This window comes from Phaeobacter sp. CC-HEC084 (genome assembly GCF_059429255.1).
Genome location: NZ_JCAIJQ010000009.1, coordinates 86898 through 111429 on the forward strand (window position 1 = coordinate 86898; position 24532 = coordinate 111429).

23 protein-coding genes are annotated in these 24532 nt (G+C 62.8%); 8 read left to right on the forward strand and 15 right to left on the reverse strand.

All coding sequences use genetic code 11. The features are described from left to right. The 7 genes from folP to AC5SSZ_RS17615 all read right to left on the reverse strand — a co-directional run bounded on the left by folP (position 1) and on the right by AC5SSZ_RS17615 (position 9489). Entirely contained in the window at positions 1 to 999 is a 999-nt protein-coding gene (gene folP, locus AC5SSZ_RS17585) for a dihydropteroate synthase (RefSeq protein ID WP_274834480.1), read from the reverse strand. Beyond that, the gene (locus tag AC5SSZ_RS17590) at positions 996 to 1916 is read right to left on the reverse strand and encodes a dihydroneopterin aldolase (RefSeq protein ID WP_274867064.1); all 921 of its coding nucleotides are present in this window, start codon (positions 1914 to 1916) and stop codon (positions 996 to 998) included. The genes folP and AC5SSZ_RS17590 overlap by 4 nt, the downstream gene beginning before the upstream one ends. Positions 1917 to 2064: 148 nt before the next feature. Next, positions 2065 to 2712 (reverse strand): cell wall hydrolase, encoded by a 648-nt coding sequence (locus AC5SSZ_RS17595; RefSeq protein WP_065272727.1) that lies wholly within the window; start codon positions 2710 to 2712, stop codon positions 2065 to 2067. 169 nt (positions 2713 to 2881) lie between these two features. Beyond that, positions 2882 to 5446 (reverse strand): putative PEP-binding protein, encoded by a 2565-nt coding sequence (locus AC5SSZ_RS17600; RefSeq protein WP_065272726.1) that lies wholly within the window; start codon positions 5444 to 5446, stop codon positions 2882 to 2884. Positions 5447 to 5682: 236 nt separating this feature from the next. Next, a complete protein-coding gene (gene glyS / locus AC5SSZ_RS17605) occupies positions 5683 to 7908 on the reverse strand; it encodes a glycine--tRNA ligase subunit beta (RefSeq protein WP_495439128.1) in 2226 nt (741 codons plus the stop codon). Positions 7909 to 7990: 82 nt separating this feature from the next. Beyond that, complete coding sequence (locus AC5SSZ_RS17610; protein WP_495439130.1) at positions 7991 to 8515, reverse strand: DUF6446 family protein; 525 nt, start codon at positions 8513 to 8515, stop codon at positions 7991 to 7993. Between the two features lie 14 nt (positions 8516 to 8529). Next, the gene (locus AC5SSZ_RS17615; protein ID WP_065272723.1) at positions 8530 to 9489 is read right to left on the reverse strand and encodes a glycine--tRNA ligase subunit alpha; all 960 of its coding nucleotides are present in this window, start codon (positions 9487 to 9489) and stop codon (positions 8530 to 8532) included. A gap of 253 nt (positions 9490 to 9742) precedes the next feature. Between AC5SSZ_RS17615 and AC5SSZ_RS17620 the strand changes: the two genes are divergently transcribed. Next, positions 9743 to 11497: a trypsin-like peptidase domain-containing protein gene (locus AC5SSZ_RS17620; RefSeq protein WP_495439132.1), complete on the forward strand. Its 1755-nt coding sequence runs from the start codon at positions 9743 to 9745 to the stop codon at positions 11495 to 11497. Positions 11498 to 11583: 86 nt separating this feature from the next. Here AC5SSZ_RS17620 and AC5SSZ_RS17625 read toward each other — a convergent pair whose 3' ends face one another. The 4 genes from AC5SSZ_RS17625 to AC5SSZ_RS17640 form a co-directional block, all read right to left on the reverse strand. After that, complete coding sequence (locus AC5SSZ_RS17625; RefSeq protein WP_274827773.1) at positions 11584 to 12225, reverse strand: SDR family oxidoreductase; 642 nt, start codon at positions 12223 to 12225, stop codon at positions 11584 to 11586. A 12-nt stretch (positions 12226 to 12237) separates the two neighbouring features. Next, positions 12238 to 12756, reverse strand: a complete 519-nt coding sequence (locus AC5SSZ_RS17630; RefSeq protein ID WP_274834482.1) for a DUF1178 family protein — start codon at positions 12754 to 12756, stop codon at positions 12238 to 12240. Positions 12757 to 12806: 50 nt separating this feature from the next. After that, positions 12807 to 13286: an NUDIX hydrolase gene (locus tag AC5SSZ_RS17635; RefSeq protein WP_495439135.1), complete on the reverse strand. Its 480-nt coding sequence runs from the start codon at positions 13284 to 13286 to the stop codon at positions 12807 to 12809. A gap of 100 nt (positions 13287 to 13386) precedes the next feature. Further along, the gene (locus AC5SSZ_RS17640) at positions 13387 to 13884 is read right to left on the reverse strand and encodes a GNAT family N-acetyltransferase (protein ID WP_495439137.1); all 498 of its coding nucleotides are present in this window, start codon (positions 13882 to 13884) and stop codon (positions 13387 to 13389) included. Positions 13885 to 13973: 89 nt separating this feature from the next. Here AC5SSZ_RS17640 and AC5SSZ_RS17645 point away from each other — a divergent pair, with 89 nt between their 5' ends. Then, on the forward strand, positions 13974 to 14579 hold the full coding sequence (locus AC5SSZ_RS17645; protein WP_065273736.1) for a flavin reductase family protein: 606 nt from the start codon (positions 13974 to 13976) through the stop codon (positions 14577 to 14579). 8 nt (positions 14580 to 14587) lie between these two features. Next, positions 14588 to 15229: a CatB-related O-acetyltransferase gene (locus AC5SSZ_RS17650; RefSeq protein WP_065272718.1), complete on the forward strand. Its 642-nt coding sequence runs from the start codon at positions 14588 to 14590 to the stop codon at positions 15227 to 15229. A 291-nt stretch (positions 15230 to 15520) separates the two neighbouring features. Here AC5SSZ_RS17650 and AC5SSZ_RS17655 read toward each other — a convergent pair whose 3' ends face one another. Then, positions 15521 to 17164: a SulP family inorganic anion transporter gene (locus AC5SSZ_RS17655; RefSeq protein ID WP_274827768.1), complete on the reverse strand. Its 1644-nt coding sequence runs from the start codon at positions 17162 to 17164 to the stop codon at positions 15521 to 15523. A 106-nt stretch (positions 17165 to 17270) separates the two neighbouring features. Continuing rightward, positions 17271 to 17795, reverse strand: a complete 525-nt coding sequence (locus AC5SSZ_RS17660) for a DUF2938 family protein (RefSeq protein ID WP_495439138.1) — start codon at positions 17793 to 17795, stop codon at positions 17271 to 17273. 55 nt (positions 17796 to 17850) lie between these two features. On the opposite strand from AC5SSZ_RS17660, the gene AC5SSZ_RS17665 reads away from it, so the two are divergent. The 5 genes from AC5SSZ_RS17665 to AC5SSZ_RS17685 all read left to right on the forward strand — a co-directional run bounded on the left by AC5SSZ_RS17665 (position 17851) and on the right by AC5SSZ_RS17685 (position 21976). Continuing rightward, positions 17851 to 18261, forward strand: coding sequence for a helix-turn-helix domain-containing protein (locus AC5SSZ_RS17665; RefSeq protein WP_347508399.1), 411 nt, complete (start codon positions 17851 to 17853; stop codon positions 18259 to 18261). A gap of 139 nt (positions 18262 to 18400) precedes the next feature. Then, positions 18401 to 19267: an S-methyl-5'-thioadenosine phosphorylase gene (locus AC5SSZ_RS17670; protein WP_495440313.1), complete on the forward strand. Its 867-nt coding sequence runs from the start codon at positions 18401 to 18403 to the stop codon at positions 19265 to 19267. A gap of 182 nt (positions 19268 to 19449) precedes the next feature. Next, positions 19450 to 19989 carry an adenine phosphoribosyltransferase gene (locus AC5SSZ_RS17675; RefSeq protein WP_065272715.1) on the forward strand — a complete coding sequence of 180 codons (540 nt, stop codon included), beginning with the start codon at positions 19450 to 19452 and terminating at the stop codon, positions 19987 to 19989. Positions 19990 to 20202: 213 nt separating this feature from the next. Further along, entirely contained in the window at positions 20203 to 20682 is a 480-nt protein-coding gene (locus tag AC5SSZ_RS17680) for a fasciclin domain-containing protein (protein ID WP_274827765.1), read from the forward strand. Positions 20683 to 20749: 67 nt separating this feature from the next. Continuing rightward, a complete protein-coding gene (locus tag AC5SSZ_RS17685) occupies positions 20750 to 21976 on the forward strand; it encodes an MFS transporter (RefSeq protein WP_274831285.1) in 1227 nt (408 codons plus the stop codon). 122 nt (positions 21977 to 22098) lie between these two features. Here the strand turns inward: AC5SSZ_RS17685 and AC5SSZ_RS17690 are convergent, their stop codons facing one another. Further along, positions 22099 to 23526 carry an FAD-binding oxidoreductase gene (locus AC5SSZ_RS17690; RefSeq protein WP_495439141.1) on the reverse strand — a complete coding sequence of 476 codons (1428 nt, stop codon included), beginning with the start codon at positions 23524 to 23526 and terminating at the stop codon, positions 22099 to 22101. 41 nt (positions 23527 to 23567) lie between these two features. Then, positions 23568 to 24407: an MBL fold metallo-hydrolase gene (locus AC5SSZ_RS17695; protein WP_495440314.1), complete on the reverse strand. Its 840-nt coding sequence runs from the start codon at positions 24405 to 24407 to the stop codon at positions 23568 to 23570. Positions 24408 to 24532 lie beyond the last annotated feature (125 nt).

Sequence of the window (24532 nt, forward strand, 5' to 3'; positions counted from 1 at the left end):
TCAGCGCACCGCCTGCCACAGGCGCACGGCCTGCGCGGTCTCTGCCACGTCATGCACGCGCAGGATCTGAACGCCCTGCGCCAGACCAGCGAGCCCGACGGCGATTGATCCCGGCGCGCGGGCATCTGGTGCAGGTGCCTGACCGATCTTACCGATGAAGCCCTTGCGCGACACGCCCAGAAGGATCGGACAGCCAAGACCATGAAACAGGCTAAGATTACGCAGCAGGGTCAGGTTGTGCTCCTGCGTCTTGCCAAAGCCGATGCCGGGATCGATGACGATCCGGTCCCGCAGAACCCCAGTCGCCTCGAGCCGGTCCACCTGCGCCGCCAGAAAGTCATAGACGTCCAGCAGCACATTTTCATAAACCGGGTTTTCCTGCATGGTGGCGGGATCGCCCTGCGCATGCATCACGCAGACCGGCACCCCGGCCTGCGCCGCCAGCGGCGCCAATGCGGCATCAAAGGTGAATCCCGACACATCGTTGATCAGCCCGGCCCCGGCCTCCAGCGTTTCCGCGGCGACCTCGGCCTTGCGGGTGTCAATGGATATGGCCACCTGCGACACCTCGCGGATGGCGGCAATCACCGGCGCGGTGCGGGCGATTTCCTCGTCTTCGGGGATGAAATCCGCGCCGGGGCGGGTCGATTCGCCGCCCACATCGATGATCGAAGCGCCTTCCTCGACCATCCGCAGGGCGGCAGCGCAGCCTGCCTCTACCCCGCTGTGGCGACCGCCGTCTGAAAAACTGTCCGGGGTGACGTTCAGAATCCCCATGACCTGCGGCTGGGTCATATCAAGACCGGCAATCGCAGCGCGGCGGCCACTTAGCCGGTGACAGATGTCTTCCGGGATAAGCCCTGCTGGAATAAGGCGCGGCGGCGCGTCGCGGCTCAGCACCTCTGCTTCGGAAAACCACAGCGAAGATCCGCCCGCCAAGGGAACCGCCCCTTCGGGGCGGAGGTCTCCGTGCTGCACCAGCGGGCGGTAATACATCACAGTGTGGTTTGCTCCATATCGACGGCGCGCAAGGGCACCTGCGGATCGGTCGGCAGGTCCGCACCGATCACGATCATCTCTCCTGCTTCGAATGTTGCCGCAAACCAGGAGGCAAGCGCAACCGCTTCGGCAGGGGCAGCCGAGGGACCATCGACGGCATCCAGAACGATCTTGGACGGGGCCCAGACGCAGATCTGGCCGTTTTTCATCGCCCAGTCCAATTCAGTCCGGGTCGCCACCACAACGCAGCGGTGGTCCTTGGCTGCCAGACGCCAGGCGTTCTGTTCGATCGCCAGCAGGTCGATCCGGCGCTGGGTCATCTTGTGGCCGGTCTGCGGCACCGCAAGAGGATGCGCGCCGACACAAAGGATCAGCGGCCGTTGGCGGCACTCCATCTGATCGATCCAGCCGGTCAGATTGTCGCTGTCGATGGCCTCATTGGACAGGTACATCAGGCGCGGATGCGGGACTTCGCCTTCGTCCACCGTGTGCGTGACCTGATCCTTGGAGCGGACGATTTCCACCCCCAGCGCCCCCGGTCCACGGTCCAGTTTCTCCACCCGTACGAAACAGCGGATCGCCTGCGGTTCCAGCAGGACCCGTTCGGCCACGCGTTCGGCCAGAGTTTCAAGGAGGTTCAGCCGCTCGGCGGCCAGCTCATAGGCGATTGCCTCGGTCACCTTGTCATAGGACAGGATGCGATCCACATCATCATCCAGATCCGCAGGCAGCGGCGCCACTTCGACCACCACATTGAAACAGATTCTCTGTGTAGTGCCGCGCTCGGCCTGAAAGGCGCCGATTTCCACTTCGACCAGGTGATCCCGCAGCGAGATCCGGTCCAGAGGACCACCGCTGGCGGTCGCAATCGACCGTTCCGAAGGGTGTTCAAATGCGAGACGGATTTCTGAGGGCATGGCTGCGGGCCTTTGTCTGGCGGTATCAAAACGTACGGTGTCCACCGTACATCTGTCTCCCCGTCCATAGCAGGCCCGCATGCGCCGTACCAGCGACCGAAACCGCCTTTACGGCGATCCGGCCGGTGCAATCACCCTTGCGGCCCTATCACTCGCTGGAAGCGGTGCGGAACCGGTCGTCACGGTAGAACTGGTGTACGCCAATCCGTGCGGTTTTGGTGAAATGGCTGCTCCAGCGCGGGCGCACTGCGGTGGTGTGGTAATAGGTGGCACCCTTGGTCAGGCCGGTATCAACACCGTCAAGAACCAGACGGGCCACCTTGGCCACGCGTTCAAAGGCGCGTTTTTCGCGAATGACCTCTTTGTGGCCATCGCAGGTATAGGTGAACTGGCACTGGTAGCGGCGGCCGGTTCCCTGATTGATCACGCCGCAGAAACTGCCGGGGAATTGGCTGCTTTCGACCCGGTTGCGGATCACCTCGGCGACAGCGAACTGGCCCTTGACGGTTTCACCGCGCGCCTCGAAATAGAGCGCCTCTGCGAGGCAAGCAAAGTTTTCGCCGCCAGTCGCCTTGGGTTGTTCGTCGAGCCATGCACGGGTGAACCGCAGGTCCTTTACATCCGGCTTGGATGGGGTACGTTTGAACCCGAAAAATCCGTTCAGGCGGCGTGTGGGCACGGCGTTCAGGGTGGACTGTTCGCGTTCGAACAGAGACTTCAGGCCAGTCTCGGCATGGGCCATGGGTGACGTGACCGTCAGGGCCGCCAGAGTGGCAGCCAGCGTCAGGAGTTTCATCTACAGATCCTCGTTTGTCAGCTCGCGCACGGCCTCCCCAGGTTGCGCGGTGGCAGGCTCTAAACGAATATCCGCAGATCGTCCACCTATACGAATGGTCAGGTCCCTGTGCGCCCAGTAGGGAACCGCCTAGATGGACCCAGCCAAAGCTGTCTGAAATCGAATTTTATTAAGTCTTTACGTAGGTTGGGGCGGCCTTGCCGATCTTCTCTCCAATCGCCAGCTGCGCCGCAGCCAGACGCACCACCGGAACGCGGAACGGAGAGCAAGACACGTAATCAAAGCCCGCCTCACGGCAAAAGGCAATCGATTCGGGGTTGCCGCCGTGTTCACCGCAGATCGACAGGGTGATATCTGCGCGCCCCGTGCGACCCCGCTGCGCACCAAGTTTCAGCAATTCTCCGACCCCGTCCACGTCCAGAACGTGGAACGGATCCTCTGGGAAGACGCCCTGCTGCACGTAGTTTGACATGAAACGGCCCGCATCATCGCGCGACAGACCATAGGCCATCTGCGTCAGGTCGTTGGTTCCGAAGCTGAGAAACGCCGTATGCGGCGCGATCTCTTCAGCGCGCAGGGCGGCGCGCGGCGTTTCGACCATGACGCCCAGACGGTAATCGAACTTCTGACCGCGCTCGGCGCTGACGGCCGAGGCCACCGCATCGATGCGCGCCTTGACCAGTTCCACCTCGCGTTTGGCCGAAACCAGTGGAATCATGATTTCCGGCACCACGGGAGCCCCGTCCTTGGAGGCCTCAAGCGTGGCCTCAAAAATGGCGCGGGCCTGCATATCGTAGATTTCCGGCACCGTGACCCCCAGCCGTACACCGCGCAGACCCAGCATCGGATTGTACTCGTGCAGTTCCTCCACCCGCCGGGTGACATCGCTGACGGGAATGCCCAGCGCCTCGGACAGCTCACGCTGACCGGACAGCGATGTGGGCAGGAATTCGTGCAAGGGCGGATCGAACAGCCGGATACAGACCGGCAGCCCCTCCATAATCCGGAACAGTTCGCGGAAATCGTCCCGCTGCATCGGCAGCAGTCGGGCCAGAACCGCCGCCCGCCCCGAAGAGGTCTCGGCAAAGATCATCTCGCGCATCACGGTCAGCCGACCGGGATCAAAGAACATATGCTCGGTCCGGCACAGCCCGATGCCTTCGGCCTTGAAGTTGCGCGCTGTCTGAGCGTCGGCAGGCGTATCCGCATTTGCGCGAATTCCCATGTCGCGCGCCTCGTCCGCCCAGGTCAGAAGGGTCTGGAAGGCATCGTCCTGCGCCGCTTCCAGCATTTCCGGCTCACCGGCCAAAACCTGACCGTTGCTGCCATCGATGGTGACGGTGTCACCGGCCTTGAAGACCCGGCCGTCCGTGGCCACCAGCTGCTTTTGCTTGGTCAGGAACTTCATGTTCGAGGCGCCAACGATACACGGCACCCCCAGCCCCCGACCGATCACCGCGGCGTGGCTGGTCATGCCGCCCCGTTCGGTCAGCACTGCGACGGCCGCATGCATGCCGCGAACATCTTCTGGCGAGGTTTCACGCCGCACCAGAATACATGGCTCACCGCGCGCGGCGCTGGCCTGTGCTTCGGCCGCCGTGAACACGAGCCTGCCTGTCGCCGCGCCTGGACTGGCCGCGATCCCGGCACCAATCACATCCCGTTCGGCCGTTGGCAGTACCTGCCGGTGCAAAAGCTCGTTCAGGGCATGGGCGTCGACCCGCATCACCGCCTCGTGCGGGGGAATAATACCATCCTGCGCCAGCGCTACCGCGATCCGTACTGCCGCCTGCGCCGAGCGTGCCACCCGCACCCCGTCCAGAATATGCACGTCGTCGTCCTGAATGACGAATTCCACCTGCATTTCTTCGCGCAGCCGACGCCGCATCAATCCGGCATAGGATTTCAGATCGGCAAAGGCCGTGGGCGCCAGTTCCTCAAGCGAGGGGCCCCGGGCGTCCTTTTCCAGAAACAGCGCGCGCGCCCCGGCGCCCAGCGCCTCGCGGCCCTGCGACTGGCTCAGGTAACGGCCGGTCAGCTGCGGCTTACCGGTGCGGCTGTCGACCAGCTGCAACACGCCAGAGCCGCATTCCCCCTGCCCCAGCCCCGGAATCATCTCCTGCACCACAAGACCCAGTCCAGCATCCGCCGGAGCGCCCTTGGCCTGGCGCAACAGCCGTGCCGAGGTGCCTTCCCAGGCGCGCGCCATCGAGCGCAAAACGGCCGCCAGTTGCTCAGCCGGATCCTGCGGGAAGGGCTCATCTGTCTCCGCCTCATAGGCCATCAGCGTTTCGCGCAGCGCATCCGGGCCGCCGTCCTCGACATCGTCAAAGGCGTCCGGGTCCAGCCGCGCCACATGCACCGCATAGGATTGCACGAACCGCAAATACAGACCCGCCGCTGCCTCTTCTCCAAGCCGATTGCACAGCCCTTTGCAGCGGTCCTCGTTCATACCGATGTTGAGGATCGCACCCGGCCCGCCCCAATCCGGATCTTCGGATGAGGGCCGTACGCAGAGCAGCGCATCGGTTGGAAACTCCGACAGGATGGCGCTGATATCCGGCATATCTCCCGCGGCGATTTCGTGCACCGCATCAAAAGACAGAGCAACGGTGCGCGGCACCGGCAGATCCAGCCGGACCAAGCGCTGCAGACATTTGGCGCGCCCGCCATGGCTGGAGGTCGCAATTGGGGCTGTCTGGGTGATCAGCGTGGCCAGGGGCGCATCGGGCATTGTCTATCCTGAACTTTCTGCACTGCGGCACTCACAGTTTCCTAGCAGCATAAGCCGCCTTTGCGCTCCTGCAAGAGGAGAACAGAAGAGAAGCCCATGCAACGCCATATTTTCCTGACGTTATCCACGCCGAGCCGGGTGCCCTGCGAAGGCCCTGCCGCGTCCAACGAAAAACGCCGCGCAATCAGCGCGGCGTTTACTATAGTTTTATCCGGGCCTGAAGCTCGGGATGCCGTTCAGCCTTCCAGGCGGGTCAGGTCAGCCACCTGGCCACAGACCGCGCGGATCTGGTGCAGCAGGTTCAGCCGGTTACGGCGCACGATTTCCTTGTCCGAATTGACCTGCACCGCCTCGAAGAAGGCGTCGATCGGCGCCCGCAGCGCCGCCATGCCGCCCATGGCGGCCGCAAAATCTTCGGCCTCGATGGCCGAGGAGATCGCCCCCTCGCCCAGTTCAAGCGCATCGAACAGCGCAATCTCGCTGTCGTCCTCGGCGAATTTCTTGTCGGCGCCAAAGGAGTATTCGACCCCGTCCTTCTCTTCGGCCTGGGACAGGATGTTGTTGGCGCGTTTGAAGCCCTGCAGCAGGTTCTCGCCATCCTCGGTCTTGAGGAAGGCTTCCAGCGCCCGGGCGCGTTTTACCAGCAGTGTCAGATCGTCGTTGCCGTCCATGGCAATACAGGCATCGATCACATCGTGACGGATACCCTGATCACGCAGGAACACCTTCAGCCGGTCATGGAAGAAGGTCAGCAGATCGCGCGACACATCCGGCAGACTATCCTTCAGCTCTTCCATATGCTTGGGCAGATCGCCGTCAAAGGCATCCAGAACCGTGCGCACCGCGGAGCCGAAGACGCCATGTTCGGCGATTTCCTTGATCATGTCGCGCATCAGCCCGGCCGATACAGCGTCATCGCCGTTCTGTTCCAGCTCGTGGCGCAGCAGATGGGTGTCGATATGTTGGTCCAGCGGCGTGCGGATGTCGTTTTCCAGTACCAGCCGGATCACCCCCAGGGCCGCGCGGCGCAGGGCAAAGGGGTCTTTCGATCCGGTGGGTTTTTCATCGATGGCCCAGAAACCGGTCAGCGTGTCCAGCTTGTCTGCCAGCGCCACCGTGACCGAGATCTTCTCACTCGGCACATCATCCGACGGGCCAAGCGGCGAATAGTGCTGCTCGCAGGCATTGGCTACCTCTTGCGGCAGACCCGCGGCCTCGGCGTAATAGCGGCCCATCAGGCCCTGAAGCTCAGGGAATTCATAGACCATTTCCGACGACAGATCCGCCTTAGCCACGCGGGCCGCCTGTTCGGCCAGGTCCGGATCGGCGCCCAGCACCGGTGCCAGCTCGCGGGCAAGCGCGGCAATCCGCTCAATCCGCTCGGCCTGGGTGCCCAGCTTGTTGTGGAAGGTTACGTTCGACAGCGCCTCGGTCCAGGAGGACATACCCTCTTTGGCCACGCGCAGATCGTTCTCCCAGAAGAATTTCGCATCGGCCAGACGCGCCGACAGAACCTTCTGGTTGCCCGCCAGAATGGTGGCGCCGTGATCGGCGGTTTCGCGGTTGGCAACGGTAACAAAGCCTTCGATCCGGCCCGTCTTTGGATTGCGGACCGAGAAGAACTTCTGGTGCTCCTTCATCGAGGTCTGCAACACCTCGGGCGGCAGCTCCAGAAAATCGTCGTCGATCTTGCCCATCAGGACCACTGGCCATTCCACAAGACCCGCGACTTCGGTCAACAGCCCCTTGTCCTCGACCACCTCAAGACCACCAGCGAAGGCTTGGTTGGTAGCATCATGCCAGATCGCTGCCTCGCGTTCTGCCGGGTGCAAGATCACGTAAGCGCGCTTGAGCTTGGCGGAATAGTCCTCAAAACCGGTGACGGTAAAGCTGTCCGGCGCCATGAAGCGGTGGCCCCGGGTGCTGTCGCCCGCCTTCAGGCCTTCGATTTCAAACGGCACCAGCTCGGCGCCGCCCTCATCCGACAGGATGCAGAGGATCGATTGCAGCGGACGCACCCAGCGCAAGGAACCAGCGCCCCAGCGCATGGATTTCGGCCAGGGGAAGTTGCGGATCGTCGTCTCCAGCACCTCGGCGATGATCTCTGCCGCCGGGCGACCGGGTTTTTCGATAGTGGCGAAATAGACGGCGCCCTTTGGCGTCTCGCGCTCTTCCAGCTGATCACGGGAAATTCCGGCGCCACGCAGGAAGCCTTCGACGGCCTTGTCCGGCGCGCCGACCTTGGGGCCCTTGCGCTCTTCGCGCAGGGTGGGGCTTTCGGCCAGCAGACCATCGACAGCAAGGGTCAGACGGCGCGGTGTCGACAGGGCATGGGCCGCGGCATAGGTCAGACCGGCCTCGACCAGACCGTCGGTCATCCGTTTTTTCAGATCCGCCGCCGCACGCGCCTGCATACGGGCCGGGATTTCTTCGGAAAACAGTTCAATCAGCAGATCGGGCATTCCAGGTCCTCGGGGGTAGATGCGCCGGTGGCGCGAAAAATCTTCAGTCAGTGCAGCAGCCCCGGATGGGCTGACAGATGGTTTACTCGTCCCGCTCTGGGCAGGCGCCCTCCACCACAGAGGTGCCATCATAGGTCTGTTTGCCGCAATCGTTCATATCGTGCCAGACAAAGCCCTGTCCCTGATCGGTGATCGCCACGATGCGATCGACACCATAGGAAATGTTCTTCACTGAAACGAAAGCGGTGGCAGTACCTTCCTCAAGCGCCGTGCCCAGCGCTTCGGCGTCGAAACAGTCGAACCAGCCCGGCGCATTGCGCGGCACGGTCTGCTTGGAGGGGGTGAATTCCGCTGCCAGATCCTGCCGCGTCAAATCGGTCGTGAAGCAGGCCCGGTAGCGGATCGGAGAGCTGTCCGCGTCGATGGCCTGGAAATCATCATAGGCGATCGGGCGCGGCTCGCTGCCATCACGTGGCAACAGCACCACGTCGCGGCCCGGTTGCGGCGCGACCTCTTCATAGAAGCCATAGACCTGAAGATAGTACATGGCGCCGCCCGCGACGAGCGCGGACAGTCCAAGAATGATCGCAAGAACCTTGCCCAGCATGGCGTCTGTCCCCTTCAGGCGGCCTGTCCGCCAGCGGCTGTCTGCACAAAGGCATCGGCGCATTGCTTGGCCAGCGCCCGAACCCGGCCGATATAGGCCTGACGTTCGGTAACCGAAATCACCCCGCGCGCATCCAGCAGGTTAAAGATATGGCTCGCCTTGATGCATTGATCATAGGCCGGATGCGCCATGATGATGCGCTTGCCGGTCTTTGGGTCGTCATGCGCCTGCGACAGGATCGTGTTGCACTCCGCCTCGGCCTCTTCGAAATGGCGCAGCAGAACCTCGGTGTTGGCCACGTCGAAGTTCCAGCGGGCGTATTCCTCTTCGGTCTGCTTGAACACATCGCCATAGGTCAGCGGGATCGGCGCATTCGGATCATTGAAAGGCATGTCCATCACGTGGTCGATACCCAGAACATACATCGCCAGACGCTCCAGACCGTATGTCAGCTCACCCGACACCGGCGCGCAGTCATGACCGCCGACCTGCTGAAAATAGGTGAACTGACTGACTTCCATGCCATCGCACCAAACTTCCCAGCCAAGCCCCCAGGCACCCAGGGTCGGGCTTTCCCAGTCGTCCTCGACGAACCGGATGTCGTGCAACTCCATGTCGATGCCGATCGCCTCAAGGCTGCCGAGATAAAGCTCCTGCAGGTTCGGCGGGCTGGGTTTGATCAGCACCTGATACTGGTAGTAATGCTGCAGGCGGTTGGGGTTTTCACCATAGCGGCCATCGGTGGGGCGGCGCGAAGGCTGCACATAGGCCGCAGCCCAGGGCGCCGAGCCTAGCGAGCGCAGCGTCGTGGCCGGGTGGAAGGTGCCGGCGCCGACCTCCATGTCATAGGGCTGCATGATGGCGCAGCCCTTGGATGCCCAGTAGGCCTGCAGCCGCAGGATGATTTCCTGAAACGAGCGCGGCGCGTCGGTGGAGGCAGTGGTGGCGGCGGCGCCGCTGGTGGTCTGGGTCATATCAGATCCCTCTCTGGGACATCTCAATAGGGCAGCAAATGCGGGGTTCTTCCTATGCAAGCCCCCGCCGGGGGTCAACGGCTAGTCGCCTTTGAACGGCAAGGTAAGGGATGCTTTGCGCCTCTGGCTGCGGCAAAGGTGATGGTTTGCTGCATCAAGGCACGAATTCCCCCTTCTGCAGGAGTTTTCTTTACCCCATCAAAATGCTTATCTGCGCAACAACAAATTGCCCCATCGGGATAGAGGTCCTGTAATGAAAAGAATAGTCACCGCCCTGCTGCTGGCGCTCAATATGTTTGCATTTGCTCTGGCTGGCCCAGCACAGGCGCAACAAGCCGGACAGGAGACCGTCTGGATCCAGATCGCGGCCCGCCCGTCGCTGGCTGATGCCCAGCAGGAAGCGCAGAGCTATGCCGCGCGACTGCCCGATGTGGCCGGTTTCACCCTTGGCGCAGGTTGGTACGGCATCGTTCTTGGCCCCTATACCCGCCAGGATGCCGAACGGGTCCTGCAGGTCTACCGCAGCGAGGGGCAAATCCCCCGCGACAGCTTCATCGCCTTCCAGGCCAACCTACGCAATCAGTTCTATCCGGTCGGCGCACAGGATCAGGCCACCGCGACGGCTCCGGCCGTGCCGCAGGCGTCCGAACCTGTTGTTGAATCGCAGCCGCAATTCACCCTGCCCGATGAAACCCCGGCCGAGGCCCGCCGCAGCGAACGCCTTCTGACCCGAGAAGAGCGCGAGGAGCTTCAGATCGCCCTGAAAGCCGCCGGTTTCTATGGTGCTGCGATCGACGGCGCCTTTGGCCGCGGCACGCGCCGGTCCATGTCGGACTGGCAGTCCTTCAAGGGTTTTGAGCCCACCGGCGTTCTGACCACCGCACAGCGTCAGGTTCTGCTGGATGATTACAACGCGCCGCTGATTTCCGTCGGCATGGCCAATGTCATCGATACCGGCGCCGGGATCTCGATGGATATTCCCGCTGGTGAAGTCGCCTTCTCCCGCTATGAATCGCCCTTTGCCCATTACGACAGCCGCGGCTCTTTGGGCGTGCGCGTGCTGATGATCAGCCAGCGCGGCGACAAGAACACGCTGTTCGGTCTTTATGACATCATGCAGACGCTTGAGATCGTCCCTCTGGACGGCCCCCGGCAGCGCGGCAACGACAGTTTCACCATCGAAGGCAGCAACGGGCAGATCGTCTCTCATACCGAGGCCAGACTGCAGAATGGTGAGATCAAGGGCTTCACCCTGATCTGGCCGACCGGGGATGAGGACCGCCGTGCCCGGGTGCTGGCCGCCATGCAGAACAGTTTCCAGCGGCTTGACGGGGTGCTGGACGCCGCCGCAGGCAGCGATGTGCGCCAGAGCGTCGATCTGGTGTCCGGTCTGGAAGTGCGCAAGCCCCGCCTGTCCCGGACCGGTTTCTTTGTCGACCAGAACGGCGCCGTGGTGACGACCTCGGATGTGGTTGCAGGCTGCAGCCGGATCACGCTGGACCATGGCTATCAGGCAACCGTCGCCGCAAACAATGCCGAGGATGGCCTCGCGATCCTGCAGCCTGTCCAGAACCTGGCCCCGATGGCCGTTGCTGGGTTCACCACCCAGACGCCGCGCCTGCAATCCGAGATCGCCGTATCGGGTTTCTCCTACGAGGGCATTCTGGGCGCCCCCAGCCTGACCTTCGGCACCCTGGCCGATATCAAAAGCCTTGATGGCAACAACGGCGTGATCCGCTTGGATCTCGCAGCCCAGCCCGGCGATGCGGGTGGTCCGGTGCTGGATGCCTCTGGTGCGGTTCTGGGCATGCTGCTGCCGCGCGAAATCAAGGGCCGCCAACTGCCCGAAGGTGTCAGCTTTGGCATCAATGCCACCGCGCTGCGCAATGCAATCACGGCTGCAGGGATCGCCAGTGCCGATCAATCCGCCGGTGCCGCGCCCCTGTCGAACGAGGCACTGGTACGCCACGCCAGCGGCATGACCGTTCTGGTCAGCTGCTGGGAGTAACGACGTAGAACAGACCTGCACATAAAGCAAAACGCCAGAGCCTGACCGCTCTGGCGTTTTCATTTGGCGACACGCGTTGGTTCGGCTCAGAAGGCGTGGATACGGCCATCCCAGGTGTGAAAGCAGCCCGTCGTCTGCAGTGTCAGCACGTCGAATTCATGCATCAACCCAGCCGCCGATTCCTGGACCGAGATATCCCCTTCGCTGCCGCCCATATCGGTGCGCACCCAGCCGGGATGATAGATCCCGACCGAAATACCTTCAGGTTTCAAATCCGTCGCCAGATTGCGCCCGATGTTCAGCGCCGCCGCCTTTGAGGCGCGATAGGCATAGCTGCCCCCCGGGGCGCGGGCATGGCTGGCCATCTGGGAAGAAATGATCGCGATTTTCGGGTTATCCGACAGGCGCAGGTTCGGCAGCAGCGCCTGCACAGTCAGGAACACGCCGGTGACATTCACCGCCAGGGACTTGCTCCAGACCTCGGTGGTGTAATCCTCCAGCGCCATGCCCTTGTCGATATAGACGCCAGCGTTGCAGACCAGAAGATCAACCGGTTTGTCGCCCAGGTGGGCGGCAAATCTCGCCTGCTGGCCGGAATCGCAGACATCAAGCCGCACCCCCGAGGAATGATCCCGCGAGGTGCCTGTCACCTCGTGCCCGGCCTCTGTGAGCTGCTTTACCAGCTCCCGGCCAATGCCCCGGCTCGCCCCGGTCACAACTGCGTGCATATGCCTGTCCCTTTAATTCGTTTTTCGCGTCGGACCGAAAGGCAGCGGCAAAACCGGCACCCCGTCCTCGATCAATGCCTTTGCCTCGTCCAGCCGCGCCTCGCCGTGAATGGCCCGTTCGGGCGCATCGCCCAAATGCATGGCACGCGCTTCCGAGACGAAATCCTTTCCGACGTAGTCCGAGTTCTCCTCGACCTGGCGCCGCAGCTCGCGGAGGGCCTTTTCCTGCTCGCTGGCAGGAGCGCTGAGGGCACCTGGCGCCCCTTCCGGCACCTGGGCAGGAACAGAAGCCTGCGGCGAAGCTCCGCCTGCCTGCGCGGACGCGGTGGCGGTATCAGGGTCAGTTGAGGGGGAAACAGACTTGCGACCGGGACGCACATGCGGCGCCATAATGGCCTTCTCCACCTTTTGCGAACCGCAGATGGCGCAGGACACCATCCCGGCGGCGGCCAGTTTGTCAAAGGCAGCAGCCGACTGGAACCAGCTGTCAAAGCTGTGACCCTCGGCGCATTTCAGACTATACTGTATCATCTCGTTTCTCGCAGCGGATACTGCCCATTACGCGTTCCCCTCACCTCACTTCAAGAGTTGAAAAGTTCAGAGCCGATCCCATCAGGATCAAACCGGGTAAGAATTTTCTTCAGCGCCTTTTCCTGCACCAACCCCGCAGCCTTGCGCGGGGATGTCCACGCCCGCTGGCGCTGATGCCGTTCGGGGAACTCATCCTGCAAGGCCGTCACGATGACGGGATAGACCCGCACGACACAGGGCACAGGTGATAATTCGCTGCGCCATTTGTCATAGGTAAACTCGCCCAGGCAGTTGTCCACCGGAACGCCCCGCACGCCCGCTTCCTCCCAGGCTTCGATGGCTGCGGATTCGGCCAGGCTGCGCCCCGGGATCGGCCAGCCTTTCGGCAAGATCCAGCGCCCGGTTCCTCGCGACGTGATCATCAGAATCCGCGGCTTGCCGGTCTTAGTGATGCGAAAACACAGTGCCGCGACCTGGGTTGCGGTCCCCGTCCCCGACTTTGAAATGGCAGACAGAGCGAATCTGTTCAATGTGGCATCACCTGGGCTTGCAGGGTTTCTGTGGATACAGCCCCTATCCTCCTTTTACGATAGCAGAGAACAGGCCCCCAGTTGAAGCGGGATCGACCGCTTAATCCTGCATGCGGGTCCAGCGGGTCACATCTCCGTCAACACCGTCCCAGGCATCCGCGATCAGCGCCAGTCCCAGCACCCGGTCGGGGTTGGTGGGCGGCGGCATCAACACGCCTTCAAGCTTCTCGAACCCGAACCGGCGGTAATAGGGCGCATCGCCCACCAGCATGACGCGCGCCCAGCCTGAATCGGCGGCCCGCGCAAGGCTGTCCCGGATCAGAGACCCGCCAAGCCCCTCGCCCTGGTGGGTCGGGTGTACCGCCACCGGCCCCAGCAACAGCGCATCTGCCGTGCCCACATGCACCGGCCAGAACCGGATGGCACCGGCCAGAATGCCCTGCTCATCCCGCGCCACAAGGCTGAGGCCCGAAACCGGCGGAACCTCATCGCGCAACCGATAGGACGACAGCGCCTCACGCCCCGGCGCAAAGCAAAGATCATAAAGCGCCTCCACTTCCCAGCGGTCGTCCGGCTGCTCCGGTTTCAGTTCGATCACGCCACTCACGCCTCCGCGAAATCACCCGTAAAGGGGTGGAATTCGCCCTAGCACGGGCCTAAGCATTGAGCAAACAATTGGAGATGCGCATGTTCTACCGCCCCGAAGACGGCCACGGCCTGCCCCATAACCCGTTCAACGCCGTGATCACGCCGCGCCCGATCGGCTGGATCTCGTCCCGCTCGGCTGACGGTGTCAACAACTTGGCGCCCTATTCCTTTTTCAACGGCGTCGCCTATACGCCGCCGCAGGTGATGTTTGCCTCCACCGGCAGCAAGGAAGACCAGGACAACACCAAGGACAGCATGGCCAATATCGAGGAGACCGGCGTCTTCTGCGTCAATATCGTCTCCTACGCCATGCGCGATGCGATGAATGCCAGCTCGCAGACCTTGGGCAAAGAGGTCGATGAATTCGCCCATGCGGGTCTTACCGCCGAGGATTGCCAGACCATCAATTGCGCGCGCATTGCCGGTGCCCCCGCCGCGCTGGAGTGCAAGCTGACCAAGATCGTGACGCTACCCGGAGTCTCCAACCGCGTCGCCTTTGGCGAAGTGACTGGCGTGCACCTGCGCGATGACTGCATGAAGGACGGCATGTTCGACGTCACCACATTTGAACCGCTTGCCCGCCTTGGTTACCGCGATTATTCCCGCGTGACCGAGGTCTTCTCGCTGGCCCGCCCCGACGACTGAGCCCCATCATGCCCCTTCCCGATCCCGGCCTGCGCCACCCGATCATCCTGCCAGACGGCACGCCCCATGCGGGCACCGTGATGCTGTCGCGCGCGGTGGACCATCCCAATTTCCAGGTGGGTGACTACAGCTATGCCTCGGATTTCGATCCGCCAAAGGACTGGGCGTCGCATCTGGCGCCCTACCTGTTCCCCGGTGCCCGCGAAAGGCTGGTGATCGGACGCTTTTGCCAGATCGCCCATGGCGCGCGTTTCATCACCGCCTCGGCCAACCACGGGCAGGACGGGCTCAGCTGCTACCCCTTTCCGGTCTTCGACCCCGCGCAGATGGCAGGTTTTCAGCCCGACACCCGCGATACCGTGATCGGTAATGACGTCTGGATCGGCTATGGCGCGATAATCCTGCCCGGTGCGCGCATCGGCGATGGCGCCATCATCGGCGCAGGCGCTGTGGTGCGCGGCTCGGTTCCGGCCTATGGCATCGTCACCGGCAATCCCGGACGCGCCGAGCGCTTTCGCTTTTCAAAACCCCAGATCGCGCGGCTTCTGGCCCTCAAATGGTGGGACTGGCCTGTCGATCTGATCCTGCGCGCCGAGCCTGCGCTGCTGTCCGGCGATCTCGATATGCTCGAAAGCCTCGCGCCCGACTAACACCTGCCCAAGTTGCTGCTTCGGAGCCGCCCTCGACGCAAGCCTGCGGGCACGAAGCCGGACCAAGTGCAAGCCAAATTGCCGAGGTTCCGCGCCCCAAACAGGGGCGTGGATACGGATATTTTGCTTGTCGCGCGGGACAGGGTTCGTGACAGACAGGCCGCGCGTGGGCGGATCCGGGGCTGCTGCTTTGGTGAGCCCGAGACTTCTTTATCCCAGACCCTCCACACATCAAAAAGGGGCCTCCGCATCCGGAGGCCCCATTCTATTTTCCAGACTTGACCCAGACGGTCAGTGGCCGCCCAGAACCCCGGTCTTCACCGAGTAATCCACCGCCAGCGCGTATTCCGGGTCATCGTCGCTGTCGACCATCAAGTGGCCGGCCTTGGACAGGAGCTGGTGGCAATCACGGCTGAGGTGACGCAGCACGATGGTCTTGCCCTCCTCCTCGTACTTTCCGGCCAGCGCCTCGATCGCCTGCAGAGCAGACTGGTCCACCACCCGGCTGTTGGCAAAATCGACGATCACACGCTCGGGATCGCCTGCCACGTCGAAGAGCTCGATAAAGCCATCGGTGGAGCCAAAGAACAGCGGTCCTTCGATTTCATAGACCTTGGCGCCTTTGTCGCTGGCGGATTCGCGGGTGCGGGCGTGAATGCGGCGCGCGTTGTTCCAGGCATAGGCCAGCGCCGAGACGATCACCCCCACCACCACGGCGATGGCAAGGTCGGTCATCACCGTCACCACTGTCACCAGCACGATCACAAAAGCATCCATCAGCGGCACCTTGGTCATGATCTTGAGACTGTTCCAGGCGAAGGTGCCGATCACCACCATGAACATCACCCCCACCAGCGCCGCCAGCGGGATCTGTTCGATCAGCGGCGAAGCCACGACGATAAAGGTCAGCAGGAACAGCGCCGCTGCGATGCCCGCAATCCGGGTGCGGCCACCCGATTTCACGTTAATCATCGACTGGCCGATCATGGCGCAGCCGCCCATGCCGCCAAAGAAACCGGTGACGATATTCGAGGTGCCCTGCGCGATGCACTCCTGGCTGGCACCGCCGCGCTTGCCGGTGATTTCGCCCACCAGGTTCAGCGTCAGCAGGCTTTCGATCAGACCAATGGCGGCCAGGATCACCGCATAGGGCAGGATGATCTCAAGGGTTTCCAGATTGAACGGCGCCAGCGCAGTCCCATAAAGGCCAATGCCATCACCAAAGGGATTGTGAAAGGCCGGAAAGCCGCCTTCGATCGAGGCCAGATCGCCGACCCGCGGCACATCAAGGCCCAATGCGATCACGAGGATTGCCACGATGCCAATGCCCGCCAGCGGCGCCGGGATCACCGAGGTGATCTTGGGCGTGCCCCAGATAATCGCCATGGTCAGGGCCACCAGCCCCAGCATCATATAAAGCGACAGACCAGACAACCACTCGGTGCCGCCGCTGCCGGGGACCTTGAACTGGGTGAGCTGCGCTAGGAAAATAACGATGGCCAGACCGTTCACAAAGCCCAGCATCACCGGATGCGGCACCAGACGGATGAATTTACCCCAATGCATCACCCCTGCGATCACCTGCAGGATGCCCATCAGAACCACGGTCGCAAAAAGATACTCGACGCCATGTTCCGCCACCAGCGCCACCATGACCACCGCAAGCGCCCCCGTCGCCCCCGAGATCATGCCGGGCCGTCCGCCGATCAGCGCCGTGATCAACCCCACCATAAAGGCCGCATAAAGACCCACCAGCGGGTGCACCCCGGCGACAAAGGCAAAAGCCACCGCCTCGGGGACCAGCGCCAACGCCACGGTCAGCCCCGACAACAGCTCGGTGCGCACGCGGCCCACGGACCAGCCCTCGTCCTGCATGATGGATAGGTTCGGCGGGGAAATACGATTGGCCAAAAGGGCCATGGCGGCGCGTTTCATCAAGAATACCTGCGGTTGGAGGAGGTCACGTTGTGGCCCGCCCCTAGCTGAAACTGGCCTTGGGGGCAAGGCTCGTGATCCGATCTGACCTCCTCTCGCCCTTTGGTTAGCGGGCTGAAATCACCTGCAATAGCACACTGCCCAAAAACAGACCAAACCCAAAAAGACCATGCGTGATCAGACTGTTCAATCGAGCGCGCCACGGAAAGGCTGTCTTGCGGGCGGCAAATCCCAAACCCATTGCGGGCTGCAACAGGCAAAAGGGCAAGACCACCGTCAATACTCCGTAGCCAAGCGACAGACCAAAGGCCGGTGCCTGAAGCCATCCTGCGCCGACTATGCCGCACAGGCCGAAGGCTAGCGCGCCCCCCACCGCATAGTGAAACATCCAACCCAGCGCGGTTTCAAAACCCCTTGGGGGCATCTTCTTTCCCCCTGCGCCCAGCATCAGGCGTCCTTGGAAAAGACCCAACACCCAGCGTGCGACAAGTCCCCAGTTCGGCCCCCGCACGCCCATCCAGCGGCCTCGCGCCCATGCTGCGACATCAATCAGCGCAGTTGCAACGCTCCCAACGAAAGTGACCTGCCAGATCAGGCTCCAATGCATCTCCATAATTTGCTCCTGTTTCATAACTCAAACTGCTAGAGATCTGAGGTGTGCAAATTCAAGCCAGCTTGAGGTCAAGATGAAATCTCTGGACATCGCCGAGGTTGCCCGGTGCAGCGGCGTCAAACCCTCTGCCCTGCGATACTACGAAGATATCGGCCTGATCCGCGCCGACAGCCGGAAGGGCTTGCGACGTCAGTATGACGACAGCGTTCTGGACCGGCTCGCGCTCATTGCCATGGGACGGGCCGCCGGGTTCAGCCTGCAAGAGATAGGCGCCATGCTGGGCAATGCAGACGGGTTCGATCTGGACCGCCAAAGACTGCACGCGCGCGCAGATGAGGTCGAGCAGCGCATCCGAGAGCTCCGTGTCTTGTCCCGTGCGCTGCGCCACGTGGCAGAATGCACTGCTCCGGACCACAGTCAGTGCCCCACCTTCCGGCGCATGATGGACAGCGCCTTGACCCGCGCATCGACACCAAAGCGCTGACCTCTCGCACGGGGTTACCTGCGCGCCCAGCCCATCCGGTTTCGGCATCGTGAGACAGCGGGGCTTGCCAAAAGGGCGCCGTCTTGCGCATACCCAAGAAGCAACATCAGCAGGAGAATAGGACGTGACCAAGGACACCATGATCGCCGTCATCGGCGGCTCCGGCATCTACGATATCGACGGGCTGGACGGGGCCGAGTGGGTCAGCGTTGAAACCCCCTGGGGTACGCCCTCGGACCAGATTCTGACCGGCACGCTGGACGGCGTGAAAATGGCCTTCCTGCCGCGGCATGGGCGCGGCCATGTGCATTCCCCGACCGAAGTGCCCTACCGCGCCAATATCGACGCGCTGAAACGGCTGGGCGTTACAGATGTGTTTTCCGTCTCTGCCTGCGGGTCTTTTCGCGAAAACATGGCGCCGGGCGATTTCGTCATCGTCGATCAGTTTATCGACCGCACCTTTGCACGGGAAAAATCCTTCTTCGGGACCGGCTGCGTCGCCCATGTCAGCGTCGCCCACCCCACCTGCGAGCGGCTCAGCGATGCGGCCGAGGCGGCAGCGCGCGATGCCGGGATCACCGTGCACCGCGGCGGCACCTATCTTTGCATGGAGGGGCCGCAGTTCTCCTCGATGGCGGAAAGCAAAATGTACCGCGAAAGCTGGGGCTGCGACGTGATCGGCATGACCAACATGCCCGAGGCCAAACTCGCCCGCGAAGCAGAGCTGTGCTACGCCTCCATCGCGATGGTGACCGACTACGACAGCTGGCACCCCGACCACGGCGCCGTTGATATCACCGAGATCCTGGCCACGCTGCAGGGCAACTCCAGCAACGGGCGTGAACTCGTGCGTCGCCTGCCGGGCATTCTGGGCGCCGAGCGCGCGCCCTGTCCGCATGGCTGCGACCGGGCGCTTGAATACGCCATCATGACCGCCCCCGAAAAACGCGACCCTGCGGTTCTGGCCAAACTGGATGCGGTGGCAGGCCGCGTGCTCAGCGCCTGATCGCCCTCCAATCGTCTTGGGCCCGCTCACTGCCGCTCTACGGCACCGGGCGGCCCAGGATCGCAAGGTTTTCCTTGCATGGGCGGCGCGCTTCGGCCAAACCCCGTGGCGGCTCCGGTGCCCCTTTACCGGTCCGGGCCGCACCCATCCGCGCCATCCGTTCCCGCAAGCAGGAGCCTTCCATGCCCAAGAAAACCGCCGTCAAAGACTACATCCGCACCATCGTCGATTTCCCGCACGAAGGGATCATGTTCCGCGATGTCACCACCCTGTTCGCCGATCCGCGCGGGTTCCGTATGGCCATCGACCAGATGCTGCACCCCTACGCTGGTGAGCGGATCGACAAGGTCGTGGGTCTTGAGGCGCGCGGGTTCATCCTGGGTGGCGCCATCGCTCACCAGCTAAGCGTCGGCTTTGTGCCGATCCGCAAGAAGGGCAAGTTGCCCGGCACCACCATCAGCGAAGAATACCAATTGGAATACGGCGAAGCGATTGTCGAGATCCACGACGATGCCATCCAGCCCGGAGAAAAGGTGCTGGTGGTCGATGATCTGCTGGCCACCGGCGGAACCGCAGGCGCCGGGATCAAGCTGATCGAGCGGCTGGGTGGTGAAATCATCTCCTGTTCCTTCATTGTCGACCTGCCCGATCTGGGCGGCCGCAAGAAGCTTGAGGATCTCGGAATGGACGTCCACGTCCTGTGCGAATTCGAAGGCGACTGAACCGGCCCGCGCCGAAACAGGGTCACGGATTACTCACATCCTGATCACGTTTTGTTGATTGGAAATCATGACGCCGCCGGGCTTAGCTCCGGCGGTTTTCTTGTCAAATCCCTCCCGGCGAAAACCCGCTTCATCCGGACCGCCCCCTCTGCCGTAGGTCTCACGATGCCTGACGAAAGGTGTCGCACAACCGAAACACATGAGGAGACCAAGATGTTCCGCAAGATGATGACGACCACCGCAGCCACGCTGTTCATGGCCGGAGCGGCCTTCGCAGGCGGTCATTCCAAGGATATCGTCGACACCGCTGTCGGCGCCGGAGACTTCAACACCCTGGTCGCCGCCGTCAAGGCCGCCGGTCTGGTGGACACCCTGAAAGGCGAAGGTCCTTTCACCGTCTTCGCCCCGACCGATGCCGCCTTTGCTGCCCTGCCCGAAGGCACGGTCGAAGACCTGCTGAAGCCCGAGAACAAGGAAAAGCTGGTATCGATCCTGACCTACCACGTGGTGCCGGGCAAGGTGATGTCCGGTGACCTTACTGACGACATGAGCGCCGCAACCGTGCAGGGCAGCGCGGTGATGATTGATCTCGACAAGGGTGTGATGGTCAATGATGCCAGCGTGGTCACCGCCGATATCGAGGCCGAGAACGGCGTGATCCACGTGATCGACAAGGTCATCCTCCCGAAGTAACCGCAGACGCGAATTCGTGATGGCGAATTCAGTTGCAGCCCGCCGGCACGCGCCCTAGCGTGCCGGCATGAACACTGCCGCGATCCTTGACAGCCGCTATTCCTGGCTTCGACTTCTCATCACCCTGGCCATTGCAACCGTGGCCAACGTGGGCATGTGGGCGATCATCGTCATCATGCCCGCCGTCGAAGCCGAATTCGGCTCCGGGCGCGCGGCCTCTTCCATGCCCTATACGCTTACCATGGTGGGTTTTGCCCTTGGCAACCTGCTGATCGGGCGGCTGGTGGACAGGTTTGGCATTACCCTCGCGCTGATTGGCGCCGTTGCTGCGACGGCTTCGGGTTATGTGCTCTCCACCTTTGCGCCGACGATGGCGGTTCTGTCTCTCACGCACCTGCTTCTGGGTCTGGGCACGGCAGCAGGTTTCGGGCCTCTTATTGCTGACATCTCGCATTGGTTCCTACGGCGGCGCGGTATCGCCGTGGCGCTGGTGGCCAGCGGCAATTACCTCTCGGGTGCGATCTGGCCGACGCTGCTGGCCGGGCTGCTGGAGACTGGCGGCTGGCGCATGGTCTATTTTGCCCTGGCCGCGATCACCGTTGCCGTGGTGATCCCGCTTGCGCTGCTGCTGCGCCGCCGTGTCCCGGCAGAGGCCTATGCCGCCTCTGATGCCGCCTCGGCGCTCAATGCGCGCAGCACCGGCATGTCCGCGCGCACCCTGCAATGGCTGCTGGGGCTTGCCGGGATCGGCTGCTGCGTGGCCATGTCTATGCCCCAGGTGCATATCGTCGCCTATTGCGTCGGCCTCGGCTACGGGCCTGCGGTGGGGGCGGAAATGCTGTCGCTGATGCTGCTGGGCGGTGTGGTCAGCCGGATCCTTTCAGGCCTCGCGGCCGACCGGCTTGGCGGCGTGGCGATCCTGCTGATCGGTTCGGTCCTGCAATGCATCGCGCTGTTCTTCTACCTGCCCTTTGACGGCATGGTGCCGCTTTATCTGGTGAGTGCGCTGTTCGGCCTCGCGCAAGGTGGTATCGTGCCCAGCTATGCGCTGGTGGTGCGCGAATACATGCCCCCGAAAGAGGCCGGCGCGCGGGTCGGTTTCGTGATGATGATGACCATTCTCGGCATGGCTCTGGGTGGCTGGATGTCCGGCTGGATCTACGACGTGACCGGCAACTACCAGATGGCCTTCATCAACGGCATTGCCTGGAACGGGCTGAATATCCTGATCATCGGTTACCTGCTAATGCGCAGCCGCCCGCAGAAACCGTCGGCCACCCCCAGCATCGCCTGACCCTTCACCCGCGCTCTGCCGAGCCGTGCCCCCTGCGCACAGCGGGCTTTGCCCGCTGCCGGACCCAAAGCTGTGAGCGTTCTGGCAAAACCAGATCCTTCGGGCGCGGGAGAGCTACGTTGTCAGGTGCCCTGCCGCAACACCGCGCCGGGATTCATGATGCCATGGGGATCGAGCGCCGCCTTGATGGCGCGCATCGCTGCCAGTTTTACCGGATCGCCATAGCGCTCCAGATCGCCGGTTTTCATACGCCCGATGCCGTGCTCAGCGCTCATCGACCCGTCGAATTCGGCCACCAGATCATGCACCGTGCGTTTCACATCCTCGCGCAGGTGTTCGTACTCCTTGCGCGTCTTTCCCGCCGCCGGGAAGACGTTGTAATGCAGGTTGCCATCGCCCAGGTGGCCAAAGCAGTTGATCCGCATATCGCCCTCTCCCAGCCGCGCAATAGCCTCTCCGCCGCGCGTGATGAAATCCGGAATTTCCGAGATCGGCACCGAGATATCGTGGCTGGAAATCGCGCCGATCAGACGGTTGGCCTCGGGGATCGTCTCGCGCACCGTCCACAGGGCCTCGCGCTGCGCCGCCGACTGGGCAATCACCCCGTCCTGCGCCAGATCGGCCTCCAGCGCCGCCTCGAACAGGTCCGCAAGCGCCTCTTCCGGGTCCAGCCCGCGCGCCAGCCCCAGCTCAAGCAGCACGCACCATTCCGGAGCCTCGGCAAAGGGTTGGCGTACCTGCAGCATGGTTTCTGCCAGAAACGCCAGCCCCTGCCGGTGCATCAGTTCAAAGGCGCTGATCCCTTCGCCCAACTGGTCACGCGCCAGCGACAGCAGCGCAATTGCCGCCTGCGGCGATGGCACCACGAACACCGCCGTGCCCTGCGCCGCCGGGATCGGTGACAGTTTCAACGATGCCGCAGTGATGACGCCCAGAGAGCCTTCGGAGCCGACCAGAAGATTGCGCAGATCGTAGCCGGTGTTGTCCTTCCTGAGGCGCGACAGCCCGTGCCAGATATCTCCATTGGGCAGCACCGCCTCCAGCCCCAGACACAGATCGCGGGCATTGCCATAGCGCAGCACATTGACCCCGCCTGCATTGGTCGCAAGGTTGCCGCCAATCCGGGCCGAGCCTTCGGCGGCCAGCGACAGCGGGAACAGGCGCCCGGCCTCAGTCGCGGCGGCCTGCACATCGGCAAGGATCGCGCCCGCTTCGGCAATCAGCACATTTTCCGCGGGGTAGACGCCGCGGATCGCGGTCATCTTTTCCAGCGACAGCAGCAGGGGCGCCGGGCCTTCCGGCATCACCTGACCGCCGACCAGACCGGTACCGCCGCCATAGGGTACCACGGGCACCCGCGCCTCATGCGCAGCGCGCACCAGCGTTGCGACATCTTCGGTGGAGTGCGGCACGGCCAGCAAGCCCGCCTGCCCCTGATACCTTCCACGCGGCTCTTCCAGATAGCGTGGGTCGGCGGGGCGCAAAACACCCTCAGGCAACTGATCGGCAAGGCGGGCGACAAAGGCGGAATCGGCAGAATTCAGTGTCATGAAACCTGCATGTCCAATTGCGCCTCTCAAGGCAAGACTGCTTACTCGTCTTTGCGCAGATAGGAGGGGCGCAGCACATGGATCGTCGGCCTGTCCGGCAGGCTGCGCAGCGACACAGTGATATCTGCCGCGCCATCCTGCACCACATCGAACTCCGGCCCGATCTGCGACAGGAAACGCTCCAGCGAGTAATCGGTGAACCAATGCATCGGCAGGATCACCGAGGACCGCAGCCGGTTCAACACCTCGACCATTTCAGGCAGCGCCAGGGTCATGCCGCCATCCACGGCGGCCATTACCACATCAAGCCGACCCAGTGCCGCGAATTGCTCGGGCGTCGGCACGTGATGCAGATGGCCCAAATGCCCGATGCAGAGCCCGGCGACCTCAAACACGAAGATCGAATTCCCGGCCACCTCTACCCCATCGCTATAGGCAGAGCGGATATCGGTGGGCACGTTGCGGATCAGCATTTCACCCAGATCCAGATGGTGGCTGATCCCCTCACCAAAGGCACCCCAGCCTTCCAGCACATGCGGGATAGCCGGATCGGGATGGGCGGTCCAATGGGTTTCATGAGCGTGGTTCATGGTGACCACATCCGGGATGAAATCGGCCGATCCGGTAAAGCCGGTGAAGTCGGTCACCACGTTCAGTCCACCTTCGGTCTGAATCAGGAAACTGGCGTGCGACAGATACCGGATCCGCACCGAATGTTCCGGCACCGGGTCCTGCCAGCTGGCCTTGTGCAGATAGGCGATCCCCGGGGCCGCCTCAGCGAGAGCAATACAATGGCTGGCCCGGCGCTCCTGCGAGGCCAGCGGAGCGGCGAAGATTGCCGAGACTACGAGCGAAACCAGATACTGAACAAAAACACGCATGGCAGAAGTGTAGCGCACTCGCCCTTTCTGTCAGCCTGTTTTCCGCAAAATCAGCATAAGTGAGCCTCTGCCCCCCAGACACTGCCCCGAGTTATGCGCCGCTGCGCTCTGATCGTGTCGGCAAA

Bases quoted from the DNA above. Each gene is read 5' to 3' on its own strand.
- AC5SSZ_RS17590 (WP_274867064.1), bottom strand. From the start codon at position 1,916: ATGCCCTCAGAAATCCGTCTCGCATTTGAACACCCTTCGGAACGGTCG.
- AC5SSZ_RS17595 (WP_065272727.1), bottom strand. From the start codon at position 2,712: ATGAAACTCCTGACGCTGGCTGCCACTCTGGCGGCCCTGACGGTCACG.
- AC5SSZ_RS17600 (WP_065272726.1), bottom strand. From the start codon at position 5,446: ATGCCCGATGCGCCCCTGGCCACGCTGATCACCCAGACAGCCCCAATT.
- glyS (WP_495439128.1), bottom strand. From the start codon at position 7,908: ATGCCCGATCTGCTGATTGAACTGTTTTCCGAAGAAATCCCGGCCCGT.
- AC5SSZ_RS17610 (WP_495439130.1), bottom strand. From the start codon at position 8,515: ATGCTGGGCAAGGTTCTTGCGATCATTCTTGGACTGTCCGCGCTCGTC.
- AC5SSZ_RS17615 (WP_065272723.1), bottom strand. From the start codon at position 9,489: ATGACCCAGACCACCAGCGGCGCCGCCGCCACCACTGCCTCCACCGAC.
- AC5SSZ_RS17620 (WP_495439132.1), top strand. From the start codon at position 9,743: ATGAAAAGAATAGTCACCGCCCTGCTGCTGGCGCTCAATATGTTTGCA.
- AC5SSZ_RS17625 (WP_274827773.1), bottom strand. From the start codon at position 12,225: ATGCACGCAGTTGTGACCGGGGCGAGCCGGGGCATTGGCCGGGAGCTG.
- AC5SSZ_RS17630 (WP_274834482.1), bottom strand. From the start codon at position 12,756: ATGATACAGTATAGTCTGAAATGCGCCGAGGGTCACAGCTTTGACAGC.
- AC5SSZ_RS17645 (WP_065273736.1), top strand. From the start codon at position 13,974: ATGTTCTACCGCCCCGAAGACGGCCACGGCCTGCCCCATAACCCGTTC.
- AC5SSZ_RS17650 (WP_065272718.1), top strand. From the start codon at position 14,588: ATGCCCCTTCCCGATCCCGGCCTGCGCCACCCGATCATCCTGCCAGAC.
- AC5SSZ_RS17655 (WP_274827768.1), bottom strand. From the start codon at position 17,164: ATGAAACGCGCCGCCATGGCCCTTTTGGCCAATCGTATTTCCCCGCCG.
- AC5SSZ_RS17660 (WP_495439138.1), bottom strand. From the start codon at position 17,795: ATGAAACAGGAGCAAATTATGGAGATGCATTGGAGCCTGATCTGGCAG.
- AC5SSZ_RS17665 (WP_347508399.1), top strand. From the start codon at position 17,851: ATGAAATCTCTGGACATCGCCGAGGTTGCCCGGTGCAGCGGCGTCAAA.
- AC5SSZ_RS17670 (WP_495440313.1), top strand. From the start codon at position 18,401: ATGATCGCCGTCATCGGCGGCTCCGGCATCTACGATATCGACGGGCTG.
- AC5SSZ_RS17675 (WP_065272715.1), top strand. From the start codon at position 19,450: ATGCCCAAGAAAACCGCCGTCAAAGACTACATCCGCACCATCGTCGAT.
- AC5SSZ_RS17680 (WP_274827765.1), top strand. From the start codon at position 20,203: ATGTTCCGCAAGATGATGACGACCACCGCAGCCACGCTGTTCATGGCC.
- AC5SSZ_RS17685 (WP_274831285.1), top strand. From the start codon at position 20,750: ATGAACACTGCCGCGATCCTTGACAGCCGCTATTCCTGGCTTCGACTT.
- AC5SSZ_RS17690 (WP_495439141.1), bottom strand. From the start codon at position 23,526: ATGACACTGAATTCTGCCGATTCCGCCTTTGTCGCCCGCCTTGCCGAT.
- AC5SSZ_RS17695 (WP_495440314.1), bottom strand. From the start codon at position 24,407: ATGCGTGTTTTTGTTCAGTATCTGGTTTCGCTCGTAGTCTCGGCAATC.